The organism is Cohnella phaseoli (assembly GCF_003386235.1).
Taxonomy (GTDB): domain Bacteria; phylum Bacillota; class Bacilli; order Paenibacillales; family Paenibacillaceae; genus Cohnella; species Cohnella phaseoli.
Window position 1 is genome coordinate 47,399 of sequence record NZ_QRDZ01000046.1, and the last position, 17,681, is coordinate 65,079.

The 17,681-nt window shown below is 56.5% G+C and carries 13 protein-coding genes; 10 read left to right on the forward strand and 3 right to left on the reverse strand.

Annotated elements, in window-relative coordinates:
• Positions 1-12: 12 nt before the first annotated feature.
• The 7 genes from kdpB (at position 13) to DFP98_RS35535 (ending at position 10,297) form a co-directional block, all read left to right on the forward strand.
• A complete protein-coding gene (kdpB, locus tag DFP98_RS35505) occupies positions 13-2,043 on the forward strand; it encodes a potassium-transporting ATPase subunit KdpB (protein ID WP_116065375.1) in 2,031 nt (676 codons plus the stop codon).
• A 19-nt stretch (positions 2,044-2,062) separates the two neighbouring features.
• Positions 2,063-2,680, forward strand: coding sequence for a potassium-transporting ATPase subunit KdpC (kdpC, locus tag DFP98_RS35510; protein WP_116065376.1), 618 nt, complete (start codon positions 2,063-2,065; stop codon positions 2,678-2,680).
• A 54-nt stretch (positions 2,681-2,734) separates the two neighbouring features.
• Positions 2,735-5,080: a universal stress protein gene (locus DFP98_RS35515; RefSeq protein WP_116065377.1), complete on the forward strand. Its 2,346-nt coding sequence runs from the start codon at positions 2,735-2,737 to the stop codon at positions 5,078-5,080.
• Positions 5,081-5,200: 120 nt separating this feature from the next.
• On the forward strand, positions 5,201-6,952 hold the full coding sequence (locus DFP98_RS35520) for an ABC transporter ATP-binding protein (RefSeq protein ID WP_116065378.1): 1,752 nt from the start codon (positions 5,201-5,203) through the stop codon (positions 6,950-6,952).
• The gene (locus DFP98_RS35525; protein ID WP_116065379.1) at positions 6,933-8,774 is read left to right on the forward strand and encodes an ABC transporter ATP-binding protein; all 1,842 of its coding nucleotides are present in this window, start codon (positions 6,933-6,935) and stop codon (positions 8,772-8,774) included. The genes DFP98_RS35520 and DFP98_RS35525 overlap by 20 nt, the downstream gene beginning before the upstream one ends.
• Positions 8,775-8,911: 137 nt before the next feature.
• Positions 8,912-10,030, forward strand: a complete 1,119-nt coding sequence (locus tag DFP98_RS35530) for a hypothetical protein (RefSeq protein ID WP_147310325.1) — start codon at positions 8,912-8,914, stop codon at positions 10,028-10,030.
• A gap of 15 nt (positions 10,031-10,045) precedes the next feature.
• Entirely contained in the window at positions 10,046-10,297 is a 252-nt protein-coding gene (locus DFP98_RS35535; protein ID WP_116065381.1) for a DUF6953 family protein, read from the forward strand.
• A 2-nt stretch (positions 10,298-10,299) separates the two neighbouring features.
• On the opposite strand, the gene DFP98_RS35540 is transcribed toward DFP98_RS35535, so the two are convergent.
• Positions 10,300-10,830 carry a L,D-transpeptidase gene (locus DFP98_RS35540; RefSeq protein ID WP_116065382.1) on the reverse strand — a complete coding sequence of 177 codons (531 nt, stop codon included), beginning with the start codon at positions 10,828-10,830 and terminating at the stop codon, positions 10,300-10,302.
• 138 nt (positions 10,831-10,968) lie between these two features.
• On the opposite strand from DFP98_RS35540, the gene DFP98_RS35545 reads away from it, so the two are divergent.
• Positions 10,969-14,070 carry a choice-of-anchor A family protein gene (locus DFP98_RS35545; RefSeq protein ID WP_116065383.1) on the forward strand — a complete coding sequence of 1,034 codons (3,102 nt, stop codon included), beginning with the start codon at positions 10,969-10,971 and terminating at the stop codon, positions 14,068-14,070.
• A 51-nt stretch (positions 14,071-14,121) separates the two neighbouring features.
• Here the strand turns inward: DFP98_RS35545 and DFP98_RS35550 are convergent, their stop codons facing one another.
• Together DFP98_RS35550 and DFP98_RS35555 are read right to left on the reverse strand one after the other, a co-directional pair.
• Complete coding sequence (locus DFP98_RS35550) at positions 14,122-14,337, reverse strand: hypothetical protein (RefSeq protein WP_116065384.1); 216 nt, start codon at positions 14,335-14,337, stop codon at positions 14,122-14,124.
• An 88-nt stretch (positions 14,338-14,425) separates the two neighbouring features.
• The gene (locus DFP98_RS35555; RefSeq protein WP_116065385.1) at positions 14,426-15,247 is read right to left on the reverse strand and encodes a hypothetical protein; all 822 of its coding nucleotides are present in this window, start codon (positions 15,245-15,247) and stop codon (positions 14,426-14,428) included.
• A gap of 380 nt (positions 15,248-15,627) precedes the next feature.
• Here DFP98_RS35555 and DFP98_RS35560 point away from each other — a divergent pair, with 380 nt between their 5' ends.
• Together DFP98_RS35560 and DFP98_RS35565 are read left to right on the forward strand one after the other, a co-directional pair.
• A complete protein-coding gene (locus DFP98_RS35560) occupies positions 15,628-16,401 on the forward strand; it encodes a DODA-type extradiol aromatic ring-opening family dioxygenase (protein WP_116065386.1) in 774 nt (257 codons plus the stop codon).
• A gap of 38 nt (positions 16,402-16,439) precedes the next feature.
• Positions 16,440-17,228, forward strand: a complete 789-nt coding sequence (locus tag DFP98_RS35565) for an SDR family oxidoreductase (RefSeq protein WP_116065387.1) — start codon at positions 16,440-16,442, stop codon at positions 17,226-17,228.
• Positions 17,229-17,681: the final 453 nt, after the last annotated feature.

Genomic DNA, 17,681 nt, shown 5'->3' on the forward strand with positions numbered 1-17,681 from the left:
GGTGAACTTATCATGAACGTGAAACGTAAATCGATGCTCACGTCCTCGATCGTAGGGCGCGCATTAAAGGAAAGTCTATTGAAATTGAATCCGGCCGTCATGATTCGCAATCCCGTTATGTTTGTTGTGGAGATCGGAACGGCCATCGTGCTGCTGCTGTCGTTATTTCCCGGACTTGTCGGAACGGAGGGGGATACCGGGTTTAATCTGACCGTATTCTTCATTCTGCTCTTTACCTTGCTGTTCGCGAATTTCGCCGAAGCGTTGGCGGAAGGAAGAGGCAAGGCCCAGGCGGCGTCCTTGAAAAATACGAAAAAAGAGATTCAAGCCAACAAACTTGTCGGAGGGGCGGTGCGAGTCGTTCCGTCCACGGAGCTGCGCAAGGGCGACGTAGTCGTCGTCTCCCAAGGCGAATCGATTCCCGGCGACGGCGAGGTGATAGAAGGCTTGGCCTCGGTCGACGAATCGGCCATTACAGGGGAGTCCGCCCCCGTCATTAAAGAGGCAGGCGGAGACTTCAGCTCGGTAACCGGGGGCACCAGGGTCGTCAGCGACAAGATTACGGTGAGAATCACGAGCGACCCGGGCGAATCGTTCATCGACCGGATGATCTCTCTCGTCGAGGGCGCCAAGCGGCAGAAAACGCCGAACGAGCTGGCGCTGAGCACGCTGCTGATCAGCCTGACGATCATCTTCCTGATCGTTGTCGTTACTCTCAAGCCGATCGCCGCTTATTTGGGCATTGATTTGCAGGTTCCGGTGCTGATCGCTTTGCTCGTGTGTCTCATCCCGACAACGATCGGCGGTCTGCTGTCGGCGATCGGCATCGCGGGCATGGATCGCGTCACGCAATTCAACGTGCTGGCGATGTCCGGCAAGGCTGTCGAGGCGGCCGGCGACATCAACACGATGATTCTGGACAAAACGGGAACGATCACGTACGGGAACCGGATGGCCGGCGAGTTCGTTCCGGTCGGCGGCCACGATGTCCGTACGGTCGGCGAATGGGCCGCGATCGGCTCGCTGCACGATGAGACGCCGGAAGGAAGGTCGGTGCTGGAGCTGGCGAAGCGCATCGGCCTGGAATTGGACGCATCGCAAGCCAGCGGCGCGGAAATCGTGGAATTCAAGGCGGAGACGCGGATGAGCGGCTTGGACCTGCTGGACGGCCGGAAGGTTCGCAAGGGCGCGGTGGACACGGTGAAGAAATGGATCGTCTCGCTGGGCGGGAAGGTGCCGGAGGACTTGGACGTTAAGAGCGACGCCATCGCCCGCGAAGGAGGAACCCCGCTGGCGGTCGCGGTCGACGGCAGAATCTTCGGCTTAATCTATTTGAAGGACACCGTCAAGCCGGGAATGCGGGATCGATTCGATCAACTGCGCGAGATGGGCATCAAGACGATCATGTGCACGGGCGACAATCCGCTTACGGCGGCCACGATCGCTCGGGAAGCGGGCGTCGACGATTTCGTCGCCGAGAGTAAGCCCGAGGACAAAATCGCGCTCATTCGCCGGGAACAGGCCGAAGGCAAGCTCGTCGCGATGACCGGCGACGGCACGAACGACGCGCCTGCGCTGGCGCAAGCCGATGTCGGGCTGGCAATGAACAGCGGCACGATCGCCGCCAAAGAAGCCGCGAACATGGTCGATCTGGACTCCGACCCGTCCAAGATCATCGAGGTCGTATCGATCGGCAAGCAGCTGCTGATGACGCGCGGAGCGCTGACGACATTCAGCATCGCCAACGATATCGCCAAATATTTCGCTATCATTCCGGCGATGTTCATTCTAGCGATTCCGGAGATGGGCGCGCTTAACGTCATGGGCTTGGAATCGCCGAAAACCGCAATTTTATCGGCGTTAATTTTTAACGCCATTATTATCCCGTTGTTGATTCCGTTAGCCATGAAGGGCGTTGCATATAAGCCGATGAGCGCTGCGAAGCTGCTTGGGCGCAATCTGTTCGTCTACGGGTTCGGCGGAGTCGTCGCCCCGTTTATCGGGATTAAGCTGATCGATCTGTTCGTCGGGTTATGGATATAGCGTATAAGGGGAGAGAGCTATGGAAAATACGGCAGGCAATTCCGGCAAGACCGGAGTTTCATTCATCGGAGTGGCTTTGCGGGCAAGCCTCTTGTTTTTACTATTGTGCGGGATCGTCTATCCGCTGGCGATGACAGGTGTCGCGCAGACGCTAATGCCGGATCGGGCGAACGGCAGCCTGATCAGGGACTCGCAAGATAACGTTGTCGGGTCGGAGCTGATCGGACAGAATTTTTCCGATCCGGCGTTTTTCCAAGGCCGGGTGTCGAGCATCGATTACAACGGCGCCGGATCGGGATCCAGCAACTATGCTCCGTCGAACCCGGAACTTCTGCTGCGCATGCGGAATTCGATCGAAGCTTGGAAGAAGGACAATCCGGACGTTCCGGAATCCGAGCTGCCGGTCTCGCTGATTACAAATTCCGGATCGGGGCTCGACCCCCATATTACGCCGCTTTCGGCGAAGGTTCAGGTTCCGCGAATCAGCAAGCTGACGGGTATTCCCGTCGATGACCTGGAGCAGTTGGTCCGGCGGCATACGGAGGGGCGCGACCTCGGTCTTATCGGGGAACCGCGGGTGAACGTGCTTATGCTGAACCTGGAGCTGCAAGCGATGGAAAACAGTCGGAATCAATAAGGACGGGAAGGGAGGACCGACCGTTGCTATTCAAGACGAAGGAGGCCGCCGACAATGGACGCTTATCGCCGCAAGACGCCCGAGGAGCTCTTATCTTCCATCTATAAAATGCAGGCCGGGCGGCTGAAAGTCTATATCGGCGCCGTCAACGGCTCGGGCAAAACCTATCATATGCTGCGGGAAGGACAGGCGCTGAAGCGGCAGGGCATCGACGTCGTCGCCTGCGCCGTATCGACGATGCGCCGTCCGGAAACGGTCGAGCAGCTTGCCGGATTGGAGCGAATTCCGAGTATTCATTGGATTAACGACAAAGGCGCGAGCAAAAAGGATTTAAATCTGAAGGCGCTGCTGGACCGCAATCCGGAGGTGGTGCTGGTCGACGCGCTTGCGCACCGGAACCGCCCCGGAGCGCAATACGGCACTAGGCTTGAGGATATCCGCTGCTTGTTAGGCAAGGGGATTAGCGTCATTGCGACGGTCAACGCCTACGAGCTGGAGGGGATAACCGAGCTGGCCTACAGGCTGACCGGGATCGAGGCGGAAGAGACGGTGCCGGCGGATACGCTCGACCTTGCCGACGAGGTCAGGTTGATCGACGTCAGCCCGGAGACGATCCTGGCGCGGCTGCATGACGGCAGTCTCGCCGATCTGTCCCGGGACGGCTCCGGCTTTCTGCAGAAAGGCAATATCGGCAAGCTGCGCGAGCTCGCTCTGAGACGAATGGCCGAGGGCGTGAACGAGTCGCTGGAAAAGCACCGCGAGAAGCAGGGGCGGATCGGTCCATCCGGTGCTTCCGAACGCATTCTTGTGTCCGCTCAGTACCATTGGAACGGATCGATCCACATCCGCCGCGGTCAGCAGATCGCCAAACGGCTGGGCGGGGAGCTGAAGATTGTTACGCTGGCCAATCCGCGCCGGAAGCTGTCCAAGGAAGAGGAGCAATTCAAGCGGTCGATGGCGAAGCTGGCCGACAAAATCGGAGCGACGATCGAGGAATTGCCGATGAAGTCCCGAAGGCTGGTTCCCCGTACGCTCGTACGCTATGCCATGATCCACAACGTTACGCGGATTGTGCTCGGTCATTCCAAGCAAAGCTTCTGGCAAGACTTCCGGCGCGGCTCGATCGCGGACGGGATTTTGCGGAAGACCAAAAACATCGACGTGTTTTTCGTGGCCGACCGGGCGGACTATGCCGGGGAACGCGTGCTGCCGGCCAAGCGGGTCAACGAGCCGAGTCCGCCTTCCGATGCGTACCGTCGACTTTCCCAAGAGGAAATTGAACGCAAGATTGAACAGATCAAACGGGGCAGGCTGAAGGTATATATCGGAGCCGCTCCCGGCGTCGGCAAAACTTACATGATGCTCAGGGAAGGCAACGACCTGCTGCGCAAAAAGATCGACGTCGTCATCGGCTTGCTGGAGACTCACGGACGCGAGGAAACGTCGGCCCAGATAGTCGCCCTCGAGACGCTTCCCCGCTCCCGCATCGACTACAAGGGAACGAAGCTCGAAGAGATGGACGTACAGGCTATCCTGCGGCGCAATCCGGAAGCTGTGCTCATCGACGAACTGGCTCATACCAACGTGCCCGGAAGCGCGAATAAAAAGCGGTACGAGGATGTCTTGCAAATTCTCGAAGCGGGAATTTCCGTTATCGCGACGATGAACGTGCAGCATTTGGAGAGTCTGAACGACGCCGTCGAGCAGATGACGGGAGTGCGCGTTCGCGAGACGGTGCCCGACAGCATCCTGAGACTGGCGGACGAAGTCGAGCTGATCGACGTCGCTCCGTCGGCTTTGCGGCAGCGGCTGCGCGAAGGCAAAGTGTATGCGAGGGACAAAGTGGACCAGGCGCTGGATCATTTTTTTCAGACGGGCAATCTGATCGCGCTCCGGGAGATGGCGCTGCGCGAACTGGCGGACGATGTGGATGAAAGGCTGGAGGCTTGGGAACGGGGAGGCTCGCTTCGGGGACCGTGGAACAAACGCGAGAGCATCTTCGTCTGCGTCTCGGCAAGCCGGAATGCCGACCGGTTGATCCGGCGCGGGTTTCGAATCGCCCACCGCCTGAAGGCGGAATGGCATGTGTCCTATGTGCGTCCAGTAGACGGATTTTCCGAAGAGGTCGGACTAAGAATGAAACAGATGCGAGATCTGACGGAAAGATTGGGAGGCCGCTTTAATATTTGCGAGAACGACAAGCGCTGGCGGGTGGCCGACGTCCTGTTGGAGAGAGCGGCGCAGCTTCGGGCAACGCAGTTGATCGTCGGGCAATCCGGTCGGAGGGGCTGGTCGCCAATTTTGCGCAAATCCGTCGTTCAGACGCTTTTGCGGAGAGGTCGCCATATGGATGTGCTCGTCGTAGCCGACTACGATCCGAACGTCCGCATGGAGGATTAAATTGGGAGGAAGACTCCCATCCTCGGACAAGAAGGGGTACAATAGGAGGGAGTGCTTATGTAGAAGCTGACATAGGGTTACGGAAGCGGACGCATCCTGTCCGTCGGAGGACAACGAATTATGAAATCCGTTTTTCAAGTGTTGGGCAAGTACCGGGTTGCCGCCTTTACGGCGATATTCCTGATGTTGATCGAGCTTGCCGTCGAGCTGGTTCAGCCGATGCTGATCTCCAGAATAATCGACGACGGTATCGGACCGCGCAACGCGCAGGTCGTCATTTTATGGGGAGCGGTGCTGGTAGGAGGAACTCTGCTTGCCTTCGGCGCCGGAATTTTAAGCTCCTTCTATGCGGCGCATGTCAGCCAAAGTCTGGGTTACGACATTCGCGAGAAGCTATACGGCAAAGTGCAATCTTTCTCTTACGCGGTGTTTAACCGCTTTGCGCCATCTTCGCTGATTACCAGACTCACGAACGACGTTACGCAAGTACAGGATACCGTTTTTATGGGGCTCAGGTTTATGCTGCGCGTTCCGCTAGTCGTAATCGGAAGCGTCATCATGGCGCTGATCGTGCATGTGGAGCTGGGTTCGCTGCTGGTGCTGACCGTGCCGATTCTCGTTCTTTTTATTTTGTGGATGGTGAAAAAAGCCGCCGAAATGTTCGCCAGAGTTCAGAATCGGCTCGATGCGGTTAACGGGGTTATGCAGGAAAATTTAACGGGGATGCGGCTGATTCGGGTGTTCGTGCGCGGAGAGAGGGAGACCGAACGCTTCGCTCAGCGCAGCGGCGAGCTGATGCAGAGCCTGACGTCGGCTCAGCGACTGACGGAGATGACGCAGCCGTTTATCGTTCTGATCATGAATGCGGGGATCATCGCGGTGCTGTGGTTCGGGCACTTGGACATTCAAGCCGGCAGCGCAACGACCGGAGAAGTGGTAGCCGTTGTGAACTACTCGCTGCGGACGGCGGGCGCATTGTCCGCTCTGTCGATGCTGGTGGCGGCGTTCTCCAGGGCGCGAGCTTCGGCTGGACGCATCGAAGAAACGCTCCTTACGGAAAGCGGGGAGGATGGCCGCGAAAGCGATTCGGCTAGTGTCGGCGGCCAAGCGGGGATCGAAGACGCAAGCGTTGCGTTCGATCGGGTTTCCTTCCGCTATCCGGATACGGAGGCGCTCGCGCTGGAGGAAATTTCTTTCCGGGCCGAAGCGGGCGATTCGGTGGCGATTCTCGGAGCGACGGGGGCGGGAAAATCCTCCCTGGCCCAGCTGATTCTTCGCTTGTACGAGGAAGAGTCGGGAACGATCCGGATCGGCGGCAGAGACGCGCGCGAATGGGACGTACGGGAGCTTCGAGACGCTATCGGTTATGTGCCGCAGGAGGTTGTGCTGTTTACGGGCACGATACGGGATAATATCGCCTGGGGCGCCCCGGAGGCCAACGAAGAGGCAATCGTCGAAGCGGCCAAGCAGGCGCAGATTCACGAGACGATCGTCGGCCTGCCGCAGGGCTACGATACGATGCTGGGGCAGCGCGGCGTCAACCTGTCCGGCGGCCAGAAGCAGCGCCTCTCGATTGCCCGCGCGCTCGTGCGCAAGCCGGCGATTCTGCTGCTGGACGACAGCACCAGCGCGCTGGACGTGCGCACGGAGGCTGCGCTGCTTGAAGCGTTGGCAGGCATGGCCTGTACGACGTTCCTGATCACGCAGAAGATTAGCTCCGCCGTCAATGCGGATCTGATTCTGCTGCTGGACGACGGTCGTCTTATCGCGCATGGCAGCCATCGCGAGCTGCTGGCCAAAGACGTCTTGTATCGTCGCATTTACGAGTCGCAATACGGGGAGGAGGAGTCTCATGCGGAAGGCGCTAAGTGATCCCCTTCGTTACCCGAAATCGCAGGCGTTGGCGGAAAGTACACATGCAGTCAAGCAAGCAACCAAGCCTACAAAAGGCAAAGCGAAAAACTGGCAGGCGACCATAAAGCGAATATGGGGCTACCTTGCTCGCCGTAAAGCGATGCTTACTCTCGTTTTGTTAATGGTGATGATTAGCTCGGGTCTTTCGCTGCTCGGCCCATATTTAATCGGCGTCGCTATCGACCGATATTTGGAAGGGGCCGGAGGAACGCCTTGGCTGCTGTTCCTTGTAGCGCTTGCGGCGGTATACGTGTTGGGGTCCATTGCAGGATGGCTGCAGAACGTATGGATGATTTCGATTGCGCAGGAGACGGTCTACCGCATGCGGATGGATCTGTTTAAGCACTTGCATCGGCTGCCGATTCCGTTTTTCGCCAAGCGGCAGCGCGGAGAGCTGATGAGCCGGATGACCAACGATATGGATAACGTCAGCTCCACGCTCAACAGCTCGGCGATCCAGATCTTTTCCAGTGCGCTTATTCTGGTCGGGACCGTCGTCGTCATGCTGCTGCTAAGCCCGTTGCTTACCTTGTTGACGTTTCTAGTCGTACCGCTGATGTCCGCAGGCATGAAATGGATTACGCGCAGAACGGGGGTTCTGTTCAAGGAGCGCCAGCGCAATCTCGGAGATTTGAACGGATACGTCGAAGAGACGCTGTCCGGTCAACGCATCGTCAAAGCCTTCTCCAGGGAGGAGGCGGTCATCGGGGAATTCGGGGAGCGCAATGTTCGGATCAAGCAATCCGGCTTCTGGGCGCAGGCGATCTCCGGGTTTATTCCGAAGCTGATGAACGGCTTGAACAACTTGAGCTACGCCGTTATCGTCGGAGTCGGGGGCTTGCTGGCGATTCGCGGGACGATAACGATCGGCGTTATCGTCGTGTTCGTCGAGTATGCCAGACAGTTTACGCGTCCGCTTAACGATCTGGCCAACCAGTGGAATACGCTGCTCTCGGCCATTGCAGGTGCGGAAAGGGTATTCGAAATATTGGACGAGGACGACGAGACGAAGGACGAGGGAGACGCCGGTCCGATCGATGCGGTGCAGGGCGCAGTCTCGTTCTCCGACGTCTTCTTCTCCTACGATTCCGGAGAACAGACGTTGAAGGAGATCAGCTTCGAGGCGAAGCCGGGGGAGACGGTGGCGATTATCGGGCCGACCGGCGCGGGGAAGACGTCGCTGATCCAACTGCTCTCCCGGTTCTATGAGGCCGATTCCGGGGAAATAACGGTGGACGGTCGCGATATTCGCACGATTAAGCGAGCCAGCCTTCGTTCCCATATGGCTTTCGTGCTGCAGGACTCTTTCTTGTTCGAAGGAACGATTCGCGACAATATTCGTTACGGCAAACCGGAAGCGACCGACGAGGAAGTGGAGCGGGCCGCCAAGCTGGCGAACGCCCATTCCTTCATCAAGCGTCTGCCCGGCGGCTACGACAAGCTTTTGCACGGAGACGGCGGGGGCATCAGCCAAGGGCAGAAGCAACTGCTTGCGATCGCCAGGGCGATTCTGGCCGATCCGGCCATTCTGGTGCTGGACGAGGCGACGAGCAGCATCGATACGGTTACGGAAATTAAAATTCAGGAAGGTTTGCAGCGGTTGATGGAAGGCCGGACAAGCTTTGTCATTGCCCACAGATTAAACACGATCCGGCGCGCCGACCAAATTCTGGTGCTTAAAGACGGCAGGCTGCTGGAGCGGGGCTCCCACGAAGAACTGCTCTCCAAGCCCGGACTATACAACGATATGGTTCGAGGACAAGTGCAAATAGAGGGTTAAGCCAAGGGGCTTCCCTCTCTTTTCAATCCGAATATCTCTTAATAGGTATGGAGATTGTAGACGGTTTGCTGTAAGGTAGAGGCAGTTTTGGCGATATAGAAGAGAGAGATTCTATGGACAGGCGGTGGGGGGAAGGCATGAAGAAGAGATTCGTTCGGTTGTCCGGTATGTTGATGGCGGTTGCCTTGGCGCTCGGTCTGATCGGCGCGCTGCCGGGCCATTCAGTCGAAGCGGCTTCCGGTAAACCGATAGCGAAGTACGTGTCTCCGGAGCACATTGAGTTCGTCAGCTATAGCAAGCAATGGAACCAGAAGAAATTGAAGGCGCTGTACGCGGAACTGCTGAAGAATATGCACGGCGAGGAACTGTACGATTTGGGCAAAGTGATTTTATCCGCTGAGCCGAGCGACGAAGAACTGGGCGTTGCGGATATGAGCTACTCTTGGTACGAGGACGATCTGTCCGATATCGAGATGGACGAGCCTACTGAAATCACACTGTACGGCGCCGACGAGCACACAACGGTTGAAAGCATGGCGACGACGTTAAGCCACGAATACGGCCATCATTTTACACACTATTGGCTTATCAAAAAGGAACGCAAGCTGCCGAGCAGTCCGAAGACCAAATGGGCGTCCATTCGCGGCATCAAAGGGTATCCGGTCTTGTTTACGGAGGACACATCCTCTGCCGACTACACGCATTACTGGGATGCGACTGAAATTATGGCCGACGATTACATGGCGTTGTTCGGATCGCCGACGGCGAAAACGAGCATGGTAAACTCTCTCCGGACTGAAGAGGGGATGGGCTTCTATGCAGAAGTAGAGAACGAGGAGATTCCGTCGGTCATGACGCTGGCGGCGGTTCGCAGCTATTGGCTAAAGCTTAGCGGGCTTAAAGATCCGCTTCCGCTTGTTTTTAAGGAACCTAAGCTGACGAGAATCCAGGCATTGGACGTGGAAGACGACGGAATTACCGACCACAAGCTGATCTTCGACGCGGGTTCTGCGAATTCCAACGTGGCTGCGAGATTGAAATATAGCGTTTACTGGGAAAATGAAGAGGAAGAAGTGTTCGATTTCACGGACATGACAACGGGCAAGCTATCCATTCTCGTTCCCGACGGACTGCCAGAGACGGAGCTGACGTTGAAGGTGTACGCCTACGATCCGACAACCAAGCAATTCGTCTATGCGAGACCGGTCAAGTACGATCTGAGCGATCCCGAGGCCCCCGTGAGATTGCGTCAGTAATAGGAGGGAAGCAGCATGAACAATTCCGCAGAAGATGTTGCGGCCTGGATGTTCGGCGAGTTGAGGAATGCCGGAATTCTGTACCAGGCCGCAGCGATCGAGCATATTAAGACTCATTTCGGAGAACGGTTCGTCTATGTCAACGAGAACGGGAACGCCTCGATCGACAAGGAGGTCAAGAAGGCGTTCAAGAAGCTTCATGGCGGCAAAGCAGCGTGGGACAGAGATGCGTTTTACTGGGGCTGGACATCGGCGATCAAGCTCTGAGGTCAGGGCAGCTCCTTGACGATCAACACCGGCGTAGAGGTTTTGACCTGATCGTACAGCCAGCGGACCTCCTTGTTGTGCATGCGAATGCAGCCGGCCGATACATATTTGCCGATCGACTTTTCATTGTTGTTGCCATGGATTCCGTAGGCGTATGAGGTTTTGCCGTTAATGGTGACCTTCAGGCCGAGCCAGCGATCGCCCAGAGGGTTTTTCGGATCTCCTCCCTTGATTTTTTCCTTGTAATAGGGACGATTTTTGATTTTCTCGCGAATGGTAAACAAGCCTTCCGGCGTATAGGAGGGCTTCTTTCCCGTTGCGACGGAAAACGACTTGATCAGCTTGCCTTGCTCAAAGAAGTACAGCTTGTTCGTCGACTTGTCGATCATGATGAACTGCTCGTATTCGGTATATTTCTTCGCCAACTGGACCGATTGCGATTGCGCGGCTTGCGCCTGTACCGAAGCGACGGCTGGAACAAGCAGCAGGACGGACAGAAGCAGCAGGACGCGCCGCCACAAAGCGGACTTCATATGAATCAGCCTCCCGTAGATAACGTCATCTCTATATATGCGGGATCTCGGGGAAAATGGCTTATTCCCGGTTTTTTTGGGCGGGAATAGGACAATTTACGCGGGCATACATATGGACTGTCGAGAGGAGGCTGCCGGATGGCTTGCACGAATTTTGGAGCGGCGAACGCTTATAATGTATTTTTACTTGGTGATCATACGCAGATCAATTCGCAGGCGGGAGGTCTTGTCGCCGTCGGGGGGAACGCCAATTACAGAGATTACTCGGTCTGCGCGGGACTGACGGAATCGCCAACGTTGACCGGTCTTGTTGTAGCGGGCAACATCAATATCGTGAGGGGAACGAACAAGGGCAACACGGTAATCGGATTCTCTTCGGCTGTGACCGCGTATTCCATGAGCAATTTGAACGGCGTCAGAGGCCAGCCGCTGCGGGATAACCCGCTGGATTTTGCGGCGATCGGAACGACGCTGCAGTGCTCGTCCCAGGCATGGGGAGCGCTCCCTGCCAACGGTACGGTTACGAATGATTTCGGTACGCTGCAATTCCGGGGGAGCGATCCGACGCTTAACGTATTCACTTTCGACGGAAGCAATGTGAGCGGGAGCGGCGTATCACTGGCCAGCGCCAACGGCATCAACTTTTCGATTCCAGCCGGCTCGTTCGTTCTGGCCAACATTCTGGGCAACAACGTCGGCTTCGGCAGCTATAGCATTACGTTTACCGGCGACCCGGGACCGGCTCCGGGTCGCCGGATTTTATGGAATGTGCCGCAGGCAACCGCATTTTTCCATCGCAGTCTGAATATCGTCGGGTCGGTTCTAGCGCCGTTCGCTACGATAACGGCTAACGGGTCGGGGCAAATCAACGGCCAGTTGATCGCTCAATCTTACAACGGAAATACGAACAGCTTTCAGGAAGTTTTTGTGCCTTACGGAGGGTGTCTGCCCGAGGTTTGCAATGCGGCCAGCTTGACGCTTACGAAGACGGCGAACGGCGCGAGCTCGTTTACCGGAGTGCCCGGGATGGCGATTACTTATATTGTGACGGTAACGAATTCCGGCGGAGCGCCATTGACGAATGTTGTCATTAACGATAGTCAGCTGGGAATTATGCAGACGGTTCCGACGATTGAGCCGGGCCAACAATATTCCTTCACCGTCGAGTCGATCGTGCGGGACGGCAAAGCGGGCACGAGCTATTCCAACATCTCCACGGCCTCCAGCGATCAGACTGCGGCAATGGAATCTTCGAGCACGATTGGCATCGGGGCGCTGCCGGTAAACGTAAGCTTGGTCAAGACAGTAGACAAAATGTCGGCGCTGCCGGGCGAAGAGGTCGTTTATACGTTCAGGCTCATCAACAACGGCAATACCGATTTGCAGGACGCCGTTCTGTCCGACCCGGTCTTGGGAATTCGGGTGCCGCTTGGCAATGTGTTCGACGGTCTTCTGTATACGGCGGCATTCCAAATTCCGCGCAATGCCGCTCCCGGTTCGGAATTCACCAACGTCGCCCGGCTGGAGGCGTCCAATATTCCGGAACCGGGCTTCATTACCGCAACGGCTTCCGTTTCCGTTCAATCCGCCCCGGGAGTAACGCTGACTAAGACGGTCGAACCGACCGAAGCCTTCCCAGGAGAGACGGTCCGTTATACGATCGGCGTCATGAACGATTCGTCGATTACGTCCAGGATCAACTTACGGGTTAGGGACGATTATCTGGGTTTGGATAAGACGATTGCGCTGCTTCCATCAAGCTCGTTTGTATCCTACAATCCCGAGTTTGTTATTCCCGCGAATGCCGCGGCGGGGACGAAAATCGTCAATACGGCTGTTCTGGTCACCGGCGACGAGACGCAGCAGGCGACGGCGGAAGTGTTGGTCGCTTCTCGCCCCGGGCTGCTCCTGCTCAAGGATTCAGACCGCGATTTCGCTAATCCGGGCGAAACCGTTGAATACATTTTAACGCTGATCAACACGGGGAATACGATTCTAACGGGTATACTGGTTACCGATTCTTTAACGGGTTTGAACGAGACGGTGCCCCCGATCGCGATCGGGGGGCGCACGCAGATCACGGTCCCTTATACGGTGCCGGCGAGTACGCCGGGCGGGACGCAGATCGTGAATACCGTTGTCGCGCAGGGCGGCGGGATCGGGCAGCAGACAGCCGCCTCCGTATTGCTCATCAATCGGATTCCGCTGCCGCCGATGCCGCCCGAGCCGCCAGCGGTTCAGCCGGAGCTTCGAGTAACGGGCACGGCCGACCGTCCTGTCGTGTTCCCGGGCCAGTCCATTCTGTTTACCGGCTTTGTCACGAACCCGACGGGAGTCACCGTGAGGAACATCGTGCTGGAATCTCCTCTGTTTCAGTATATCGGCTTGGCGGAGCAGCTGCTCCCCGGCCAGACGATCGAGCTTCAGGCTCTGTTTCCGGTTGCGCCGCAAACGCCGCCGGGCACGACGATTACCGCATCGCTCAGCGCGACCAGCGTGCGCACCGCCCCGGCCGAAGCCGTCGCAACCGTCATCGTCGCCGACTTGCCTCGCGCCGATCTTAAGCTGACCGTCGACAAGCCGGAAGTGCTGCAGAACGAAGTCGTCACTTTTCAGGTGGTCACGACGAACACAGGCAACCTTGTTCTGACCGGAGTACGAATATTCGATGCGCTCGGACTGCGAGACGTAACCATCCAACGCTTTCTTGTCGGCGCAATCCTGATCGGTAGAGCCAGGCTTACGGTGAACAGTCCGCCGGGCAGCGTAGTGGATAACACAGTCACGTTAACCGCACGCGAGCTGACTTCCCCGGTGACGGACACGGTTGCGATTACAGTGTATGGGTTGCTGCTCCATCTAACGGCGGTTCCGCTAGTCGTGGCGGTCGGCGATGAGGTCGCCGTCTCTCTGACCGTGACCAACCCATCCCCGTCTCAAGCGACGGAAGTACGAGTCGGACAGCTGGTTCCGGCCATTACCTCTGTCGTTGCCGGCAGCTTGCGCGTGAACGGCGCTTCGCGCACGGACGATCCGGCCGCAGGCGTCGTATTGGGAAACCTGGCGACGAGTCAATCGTCCACGATCACATACAAGCTGGTGGTGAACTCCGAGCCGCTCGGAGGCTCGTTCGACATTCAAGCGTCGGCATCTTTCTTTTTCCCGGCTACCGTTCGTCAGCTCCGCGGTCTATCCCAATCCAATTCGGTGAGAATCGTCGTAGAGGAGGGGGAGGAATAGACGAATTCGGGCTTCGGCTTAGGGATCTTCGTCGAATATCCGGGGCTCGCGCTATCTGTTCCGCAGTTCGAAAATTTCGCAAACCGTACGATCATGATAGGCAAGATCGCCGACGCCGGTTTGGATGACGACGGTGCGATCGTCGAAGCGGACGATAATGCCGCCGGAATCGATAATATGATCGTCCTTGAACACTCGTATGAGAGCCTGTTTATCCAACGCTTCCTGAAAGTCTTCATCGGTAATCAAACGAATATTTAAGGCCACTGGGACTCCTCCTTCTTCCTTATCGCGAAGGGGGTCGTCCCTTGTTGCGATAGTATGAAGTCTATTATACCTCGGGAGCGGACATCCGCTACAGGTAACGAGATCTTGTGGCTGCGACGACGTCGGATATCTTCGCTTCCAGCGTATAGATTTTCTGCTGTTGCGCCGCAATTTGTTTGGCGGAAGCGACGAGAGAAGCGAGCGTATTATGTGCGCCGTTGGCATCGTATTTCTTGAGAGCGTACTTGAAGTTCGACCACACGGGAGACTGCGAGGCGCGCATCTGACTTAGGCTGCTGCGATGGGCTTTAATCTGCACCTTGAACGGGTCGATCGCCGCCAACGAATCTCGCGCCGCTTTGATTCTCGCGGAGGCGGCGGTTTTGGCCGTTTTGTAGGCGGTCTCTTTCGCTTTGATGTCTGAGCGGGCAAGCTGGACGGCTATTTTCATGGCGTCGGCTTGAAAGCTCAGAACGCCCGTTAAAGTTTTGTTCTTTAACGAGCGGGCCGTCGCAAGCTGCTTGTTAAGCGCAGCATAGGAATCAAACAACGGCTTGTAGCGGGCTTTAACCTGCTGGACGTCGTTGGACAGACGGCTAACCTTCGCGGCGTCGATCTCGCGAATTTGCTTGCGAATCAGAATGACGGCTTCCTCATTGCGGTACTGCAGCGTTTTGATGCTGGCGGCGGTATCTTTGTCGGCCTTCAACTGAGCGCCGAGATCGACATATAGCGTCTGCAGTTTGGCGGCCGTTTTCGTATCCGCCGAAGCAGCGGTTTTGTCGAGCGAAGCCTTCAGCGAAGCGGTCAGTTGAATCGATGCGGCGTCGGCGTTTGCGGGCATAACGGCAATCAGAACAATCAGGAGCAGGGCGAGCGGCACGAGGCGAAACGGTACGGTTAACGACATAACAGAATCCTCCCTTGGATTGTTTATAGACGACAAAAAGCACCCGCAAAGAAGGCTGAGATCAGCCTTGCTTACGGGTGCTTCCATCGTAAGGGTAAAAAAAAATATCGGATTGTTCGTCCAATATACCGGACTTTGAAAGTGGTGTCAAGCGGGTTTTGACGAAAAATAGGAACGTTTGATCGTAAGTAAAAAACCATCCCAAGGTTTCTCTTCCTGCCAAAAGTGGGTTTTTGTACTCATCATTGCACTTGAAGGGGCATCCCATCCATGCCAATTGTACAGGCCGAGTGTTCCGGGTGAAATAGAGACGCAGGCGGAATTGACTTTCTACTCGCCGGGACATAACAATAGGGTATACAAAAGGAGTGTGACCGGCTATGATGCCCGCTTATTTTGTCGCTCATGGAGCCCCCTCGCTTGTGCTTGAGGAGCACGGCTATACCGATTTTTTAAAGAGCTTTTCCAAGGACCGTCCAAGACCGAGGGCAATTGTGCTGTTTTCCGCTCATTGGGAAAGCTTGACGCAGACGGTCAGCGCGGTTCCGGGTACGTACGAGACAATTTACGATTTCGGCGGTTTTCAGGACGAGCTGTACCGAATGACTTATCCCGCCCGAGGCGATGCCGCGTTAAGCGAGGAGATCGGCAGGCTGCTCAAGGAGCGCGGCATCGAAAGCATTGTAAATGTGGACAGGGGGCTGGATCACGGCGCGTGGGCGGTGCTGAAGCTGATGTACCCGGACGCGGATATTCCGGTCGTGGCGATGTCGGTTAACCGGATGCTGTCGAATGAGGAGCAGTATCGGATCGGACAGGCGCTGGCCGAGCTGCGGGAAAAGGATATTATGATCGTCGGCAGCGGAGGCACTGTCCATAATTTGCGGAGAATCGATTGGCGGGCGGAGGAGCCGGCTGACTGGGCTGCGCAATTCGATAGCTGGCTGGAGGAGAAGCTGCTTGCTTGGGATACGGAGGCGCTGTTTCAATATCGTTCCGCCGCTCCCTATGCGGTAGAAGCGGTACCTACGTCCGAGCACTTTATTCCCTTGCTGCTCGCTATGGGCGCAGGAGACCAGGGTCGCAAGGCTGTCTTGCTGCATCGAAGCTATCAATACGGCACTCTTAGCTTGAGCTGCTGGAAGTTCGAATAAGTTGGTCAATTATGGATGAAGAGAGGGTGCAATGAAGCATGGATTTGATGCTGTCGGGGAAATCGGTGTTCGTGGCGGCTGCGAGTAAAGGCTTAGGCAAAGCCGTGGCGCTGCAGTACGCGAAGGAAGGAGCCAAAGTCACAATCGCGAGTCGAAGCTTGGAAAGATTGGTTGAGGCGCGGAGCGATATTCGGGAAAAGACCGGGGTTGAAGTGTCCATGATCGAAATGGACGCATCCAAGGGGGAGGACATCAGCCATGCGATCCGTACGGCAGCCGCCACGGCGGACGGATTGGATGTGCTCGTCACCAACGCCGGCGGTCCTCGCGGAGGGTTCTTCTCGGATATGGAGGACGCCGATTGGGCGCAGGCCTTCGAACTGAATTTGCTAAGCACGATTCGCATGATCCGCGAGGCTCTGCCGTTCATGAAAGCCGCAGGAGGGGGACGGATCGTCAATCTGACGTCGACCTCGATCAAGCAGCCGATTGACGGTCTGATTTTATCCAACGTGTTCCGTGCGGGCGTATACGCATTAACGAAAAGCCTGGCCGCGGAACTGGCGAAGGACGGCATTCTGGTGAATACCGTTGCGCCGGGCCGCATCGGCACCGATCGGATCGCCGAGCTCGACGCCAAGAAGGCAGCGGATCAAGGTCGTACGGTTGAAGACATCCAGGCGGAAGCAGCCAAGCTCATACCGCTCGGCCGTACAGGTACGCCGGAAGAGTTTGCGAGGCACGCCGTATTTTACGGCTCTTTCGCCAATACCTATGTGACCGGGCAAGCTCTGCTTGTTGACGGAGGCATGGTTAAAGGCTTGTAGAAGCTAACAATAGGGGCTGTCTCATAAGCAACTTATGAGCAGCCCTTTCTTCATCTCTATCGACTCAGGATGCACCCCGAACTGGGGAGTGGGGGCCAAAAAAGTGCCCTGATGCGCCCTAAGCTGTGGAGTGGAGGCCAAAAAAGTGCCTTGATGCGCCCCGAGCTGTGGAGTGGAGGCCAAAAAAGTGCCCTGATGCGCTCCAAGCTGTGGAGTGGAGGCCAAAAAAGTCACTAGTCATGCATCAAACCTGACATAATAGTCGAAGGGTGAGGCCTAATCCAATATTGTGATTTGGTTTCATATTTTCCCATTTGATTTTCTTCCCAGTAAGCCAAAAAATCAGAGCAGGAACAGAAGACGCGATTTTCCACAGAATTGGATATTCATTTATCTTTGCCTAACGTAGTATGACGCGCTGATTCTCCTCGACAAGCTTGACTCTATCCGTCT

Bases quoted from the DNA above. Each gene is read 5' to 3' on its own strand.
- kdpB (WP_116065375.1), top strand. From the start codon at position 13: ATGAACGTGAAACGTAAATCGATGCTCACGTCCTCGATCGTAGGGCGC.
- kdpC (WP_116065376.1), top strand. From the start codon at position 2,063: ATGGAAAATACGGCAGGCAATTCCGGCAAGACCGGAGTTTCATTCATC.
- DFP98_RS35515 (WP_116065377.1), top strand. From the start codon at position 2,735: ATGGACGCTTATCGCCGCAAGACGCCCGAGGAGCTCTTATCTTCCATC.
- DFP98_RS35520 (WP_116065378.1), top strand. From the start codon at position 5,201: ATGAAATCCGTTTTTCAAGTGTTGGGCAAGTACCGGGTTGCCGCCTTT.
- DFP98_RS35525 (WP_116065379.1), top strand. From the start codon at position 6,933: ATGCGGAAGGCGCTAAGTGATCCCCTTCGTTACCCGAAATCGCAGGCG.
- DFP98_RS35530 (WP_147310325.1), top strand. From the start codon at position 8,912: ATGAAGAAGAGATTCGTTCGGTTGTCCGGTATGTTGATGGCGGTTGCC.
- DFP98_RS35535 (WP_116065381.1), top strand. From the start codon at position 10,046: ATGAACAATTCCGCAGAAGATGTTGCGGCCTGGATGTTCGGCGAGTTG.
- DFP98_RS35540 (WP_116065382.1), bottom strand. From the start codon at position 10,830: ATGAAGTCCGCTTTGTGGCGGCGCGTCCTGCTGCTTCTGTCCGTCCTG.
- DFP98_RS35545 (WP_116065383.1), top strand. From the start codon at position 10,969: ATGGCTTGCACGAATTTTGGAGCGGCGAACGCTTATAATGTATTTTTA.
- DFP98_RS35555 (WP_116065385.1), bottom strand. From the start codon at position 15,247: ATGTCGTTAACCGTACCGTTTCGCCTCGTGCCGCTCGCCCTGCTCCTG.
- DFP98_RS35560 (WP_116065386.1), top strand. From the start codon at position 15,628: ATGATGCCCGCTTATTTTGTCGCTCATGGAGCCCCCTCGCTTGTGCTT.
- DFP98_RS35565 (WP_116065387.1), top strand. From the start codon at position 16,440: ATGGATTTGATGCTGTCGGGGAAATCGGTGTTCGTGGCGGCTGCGAGT.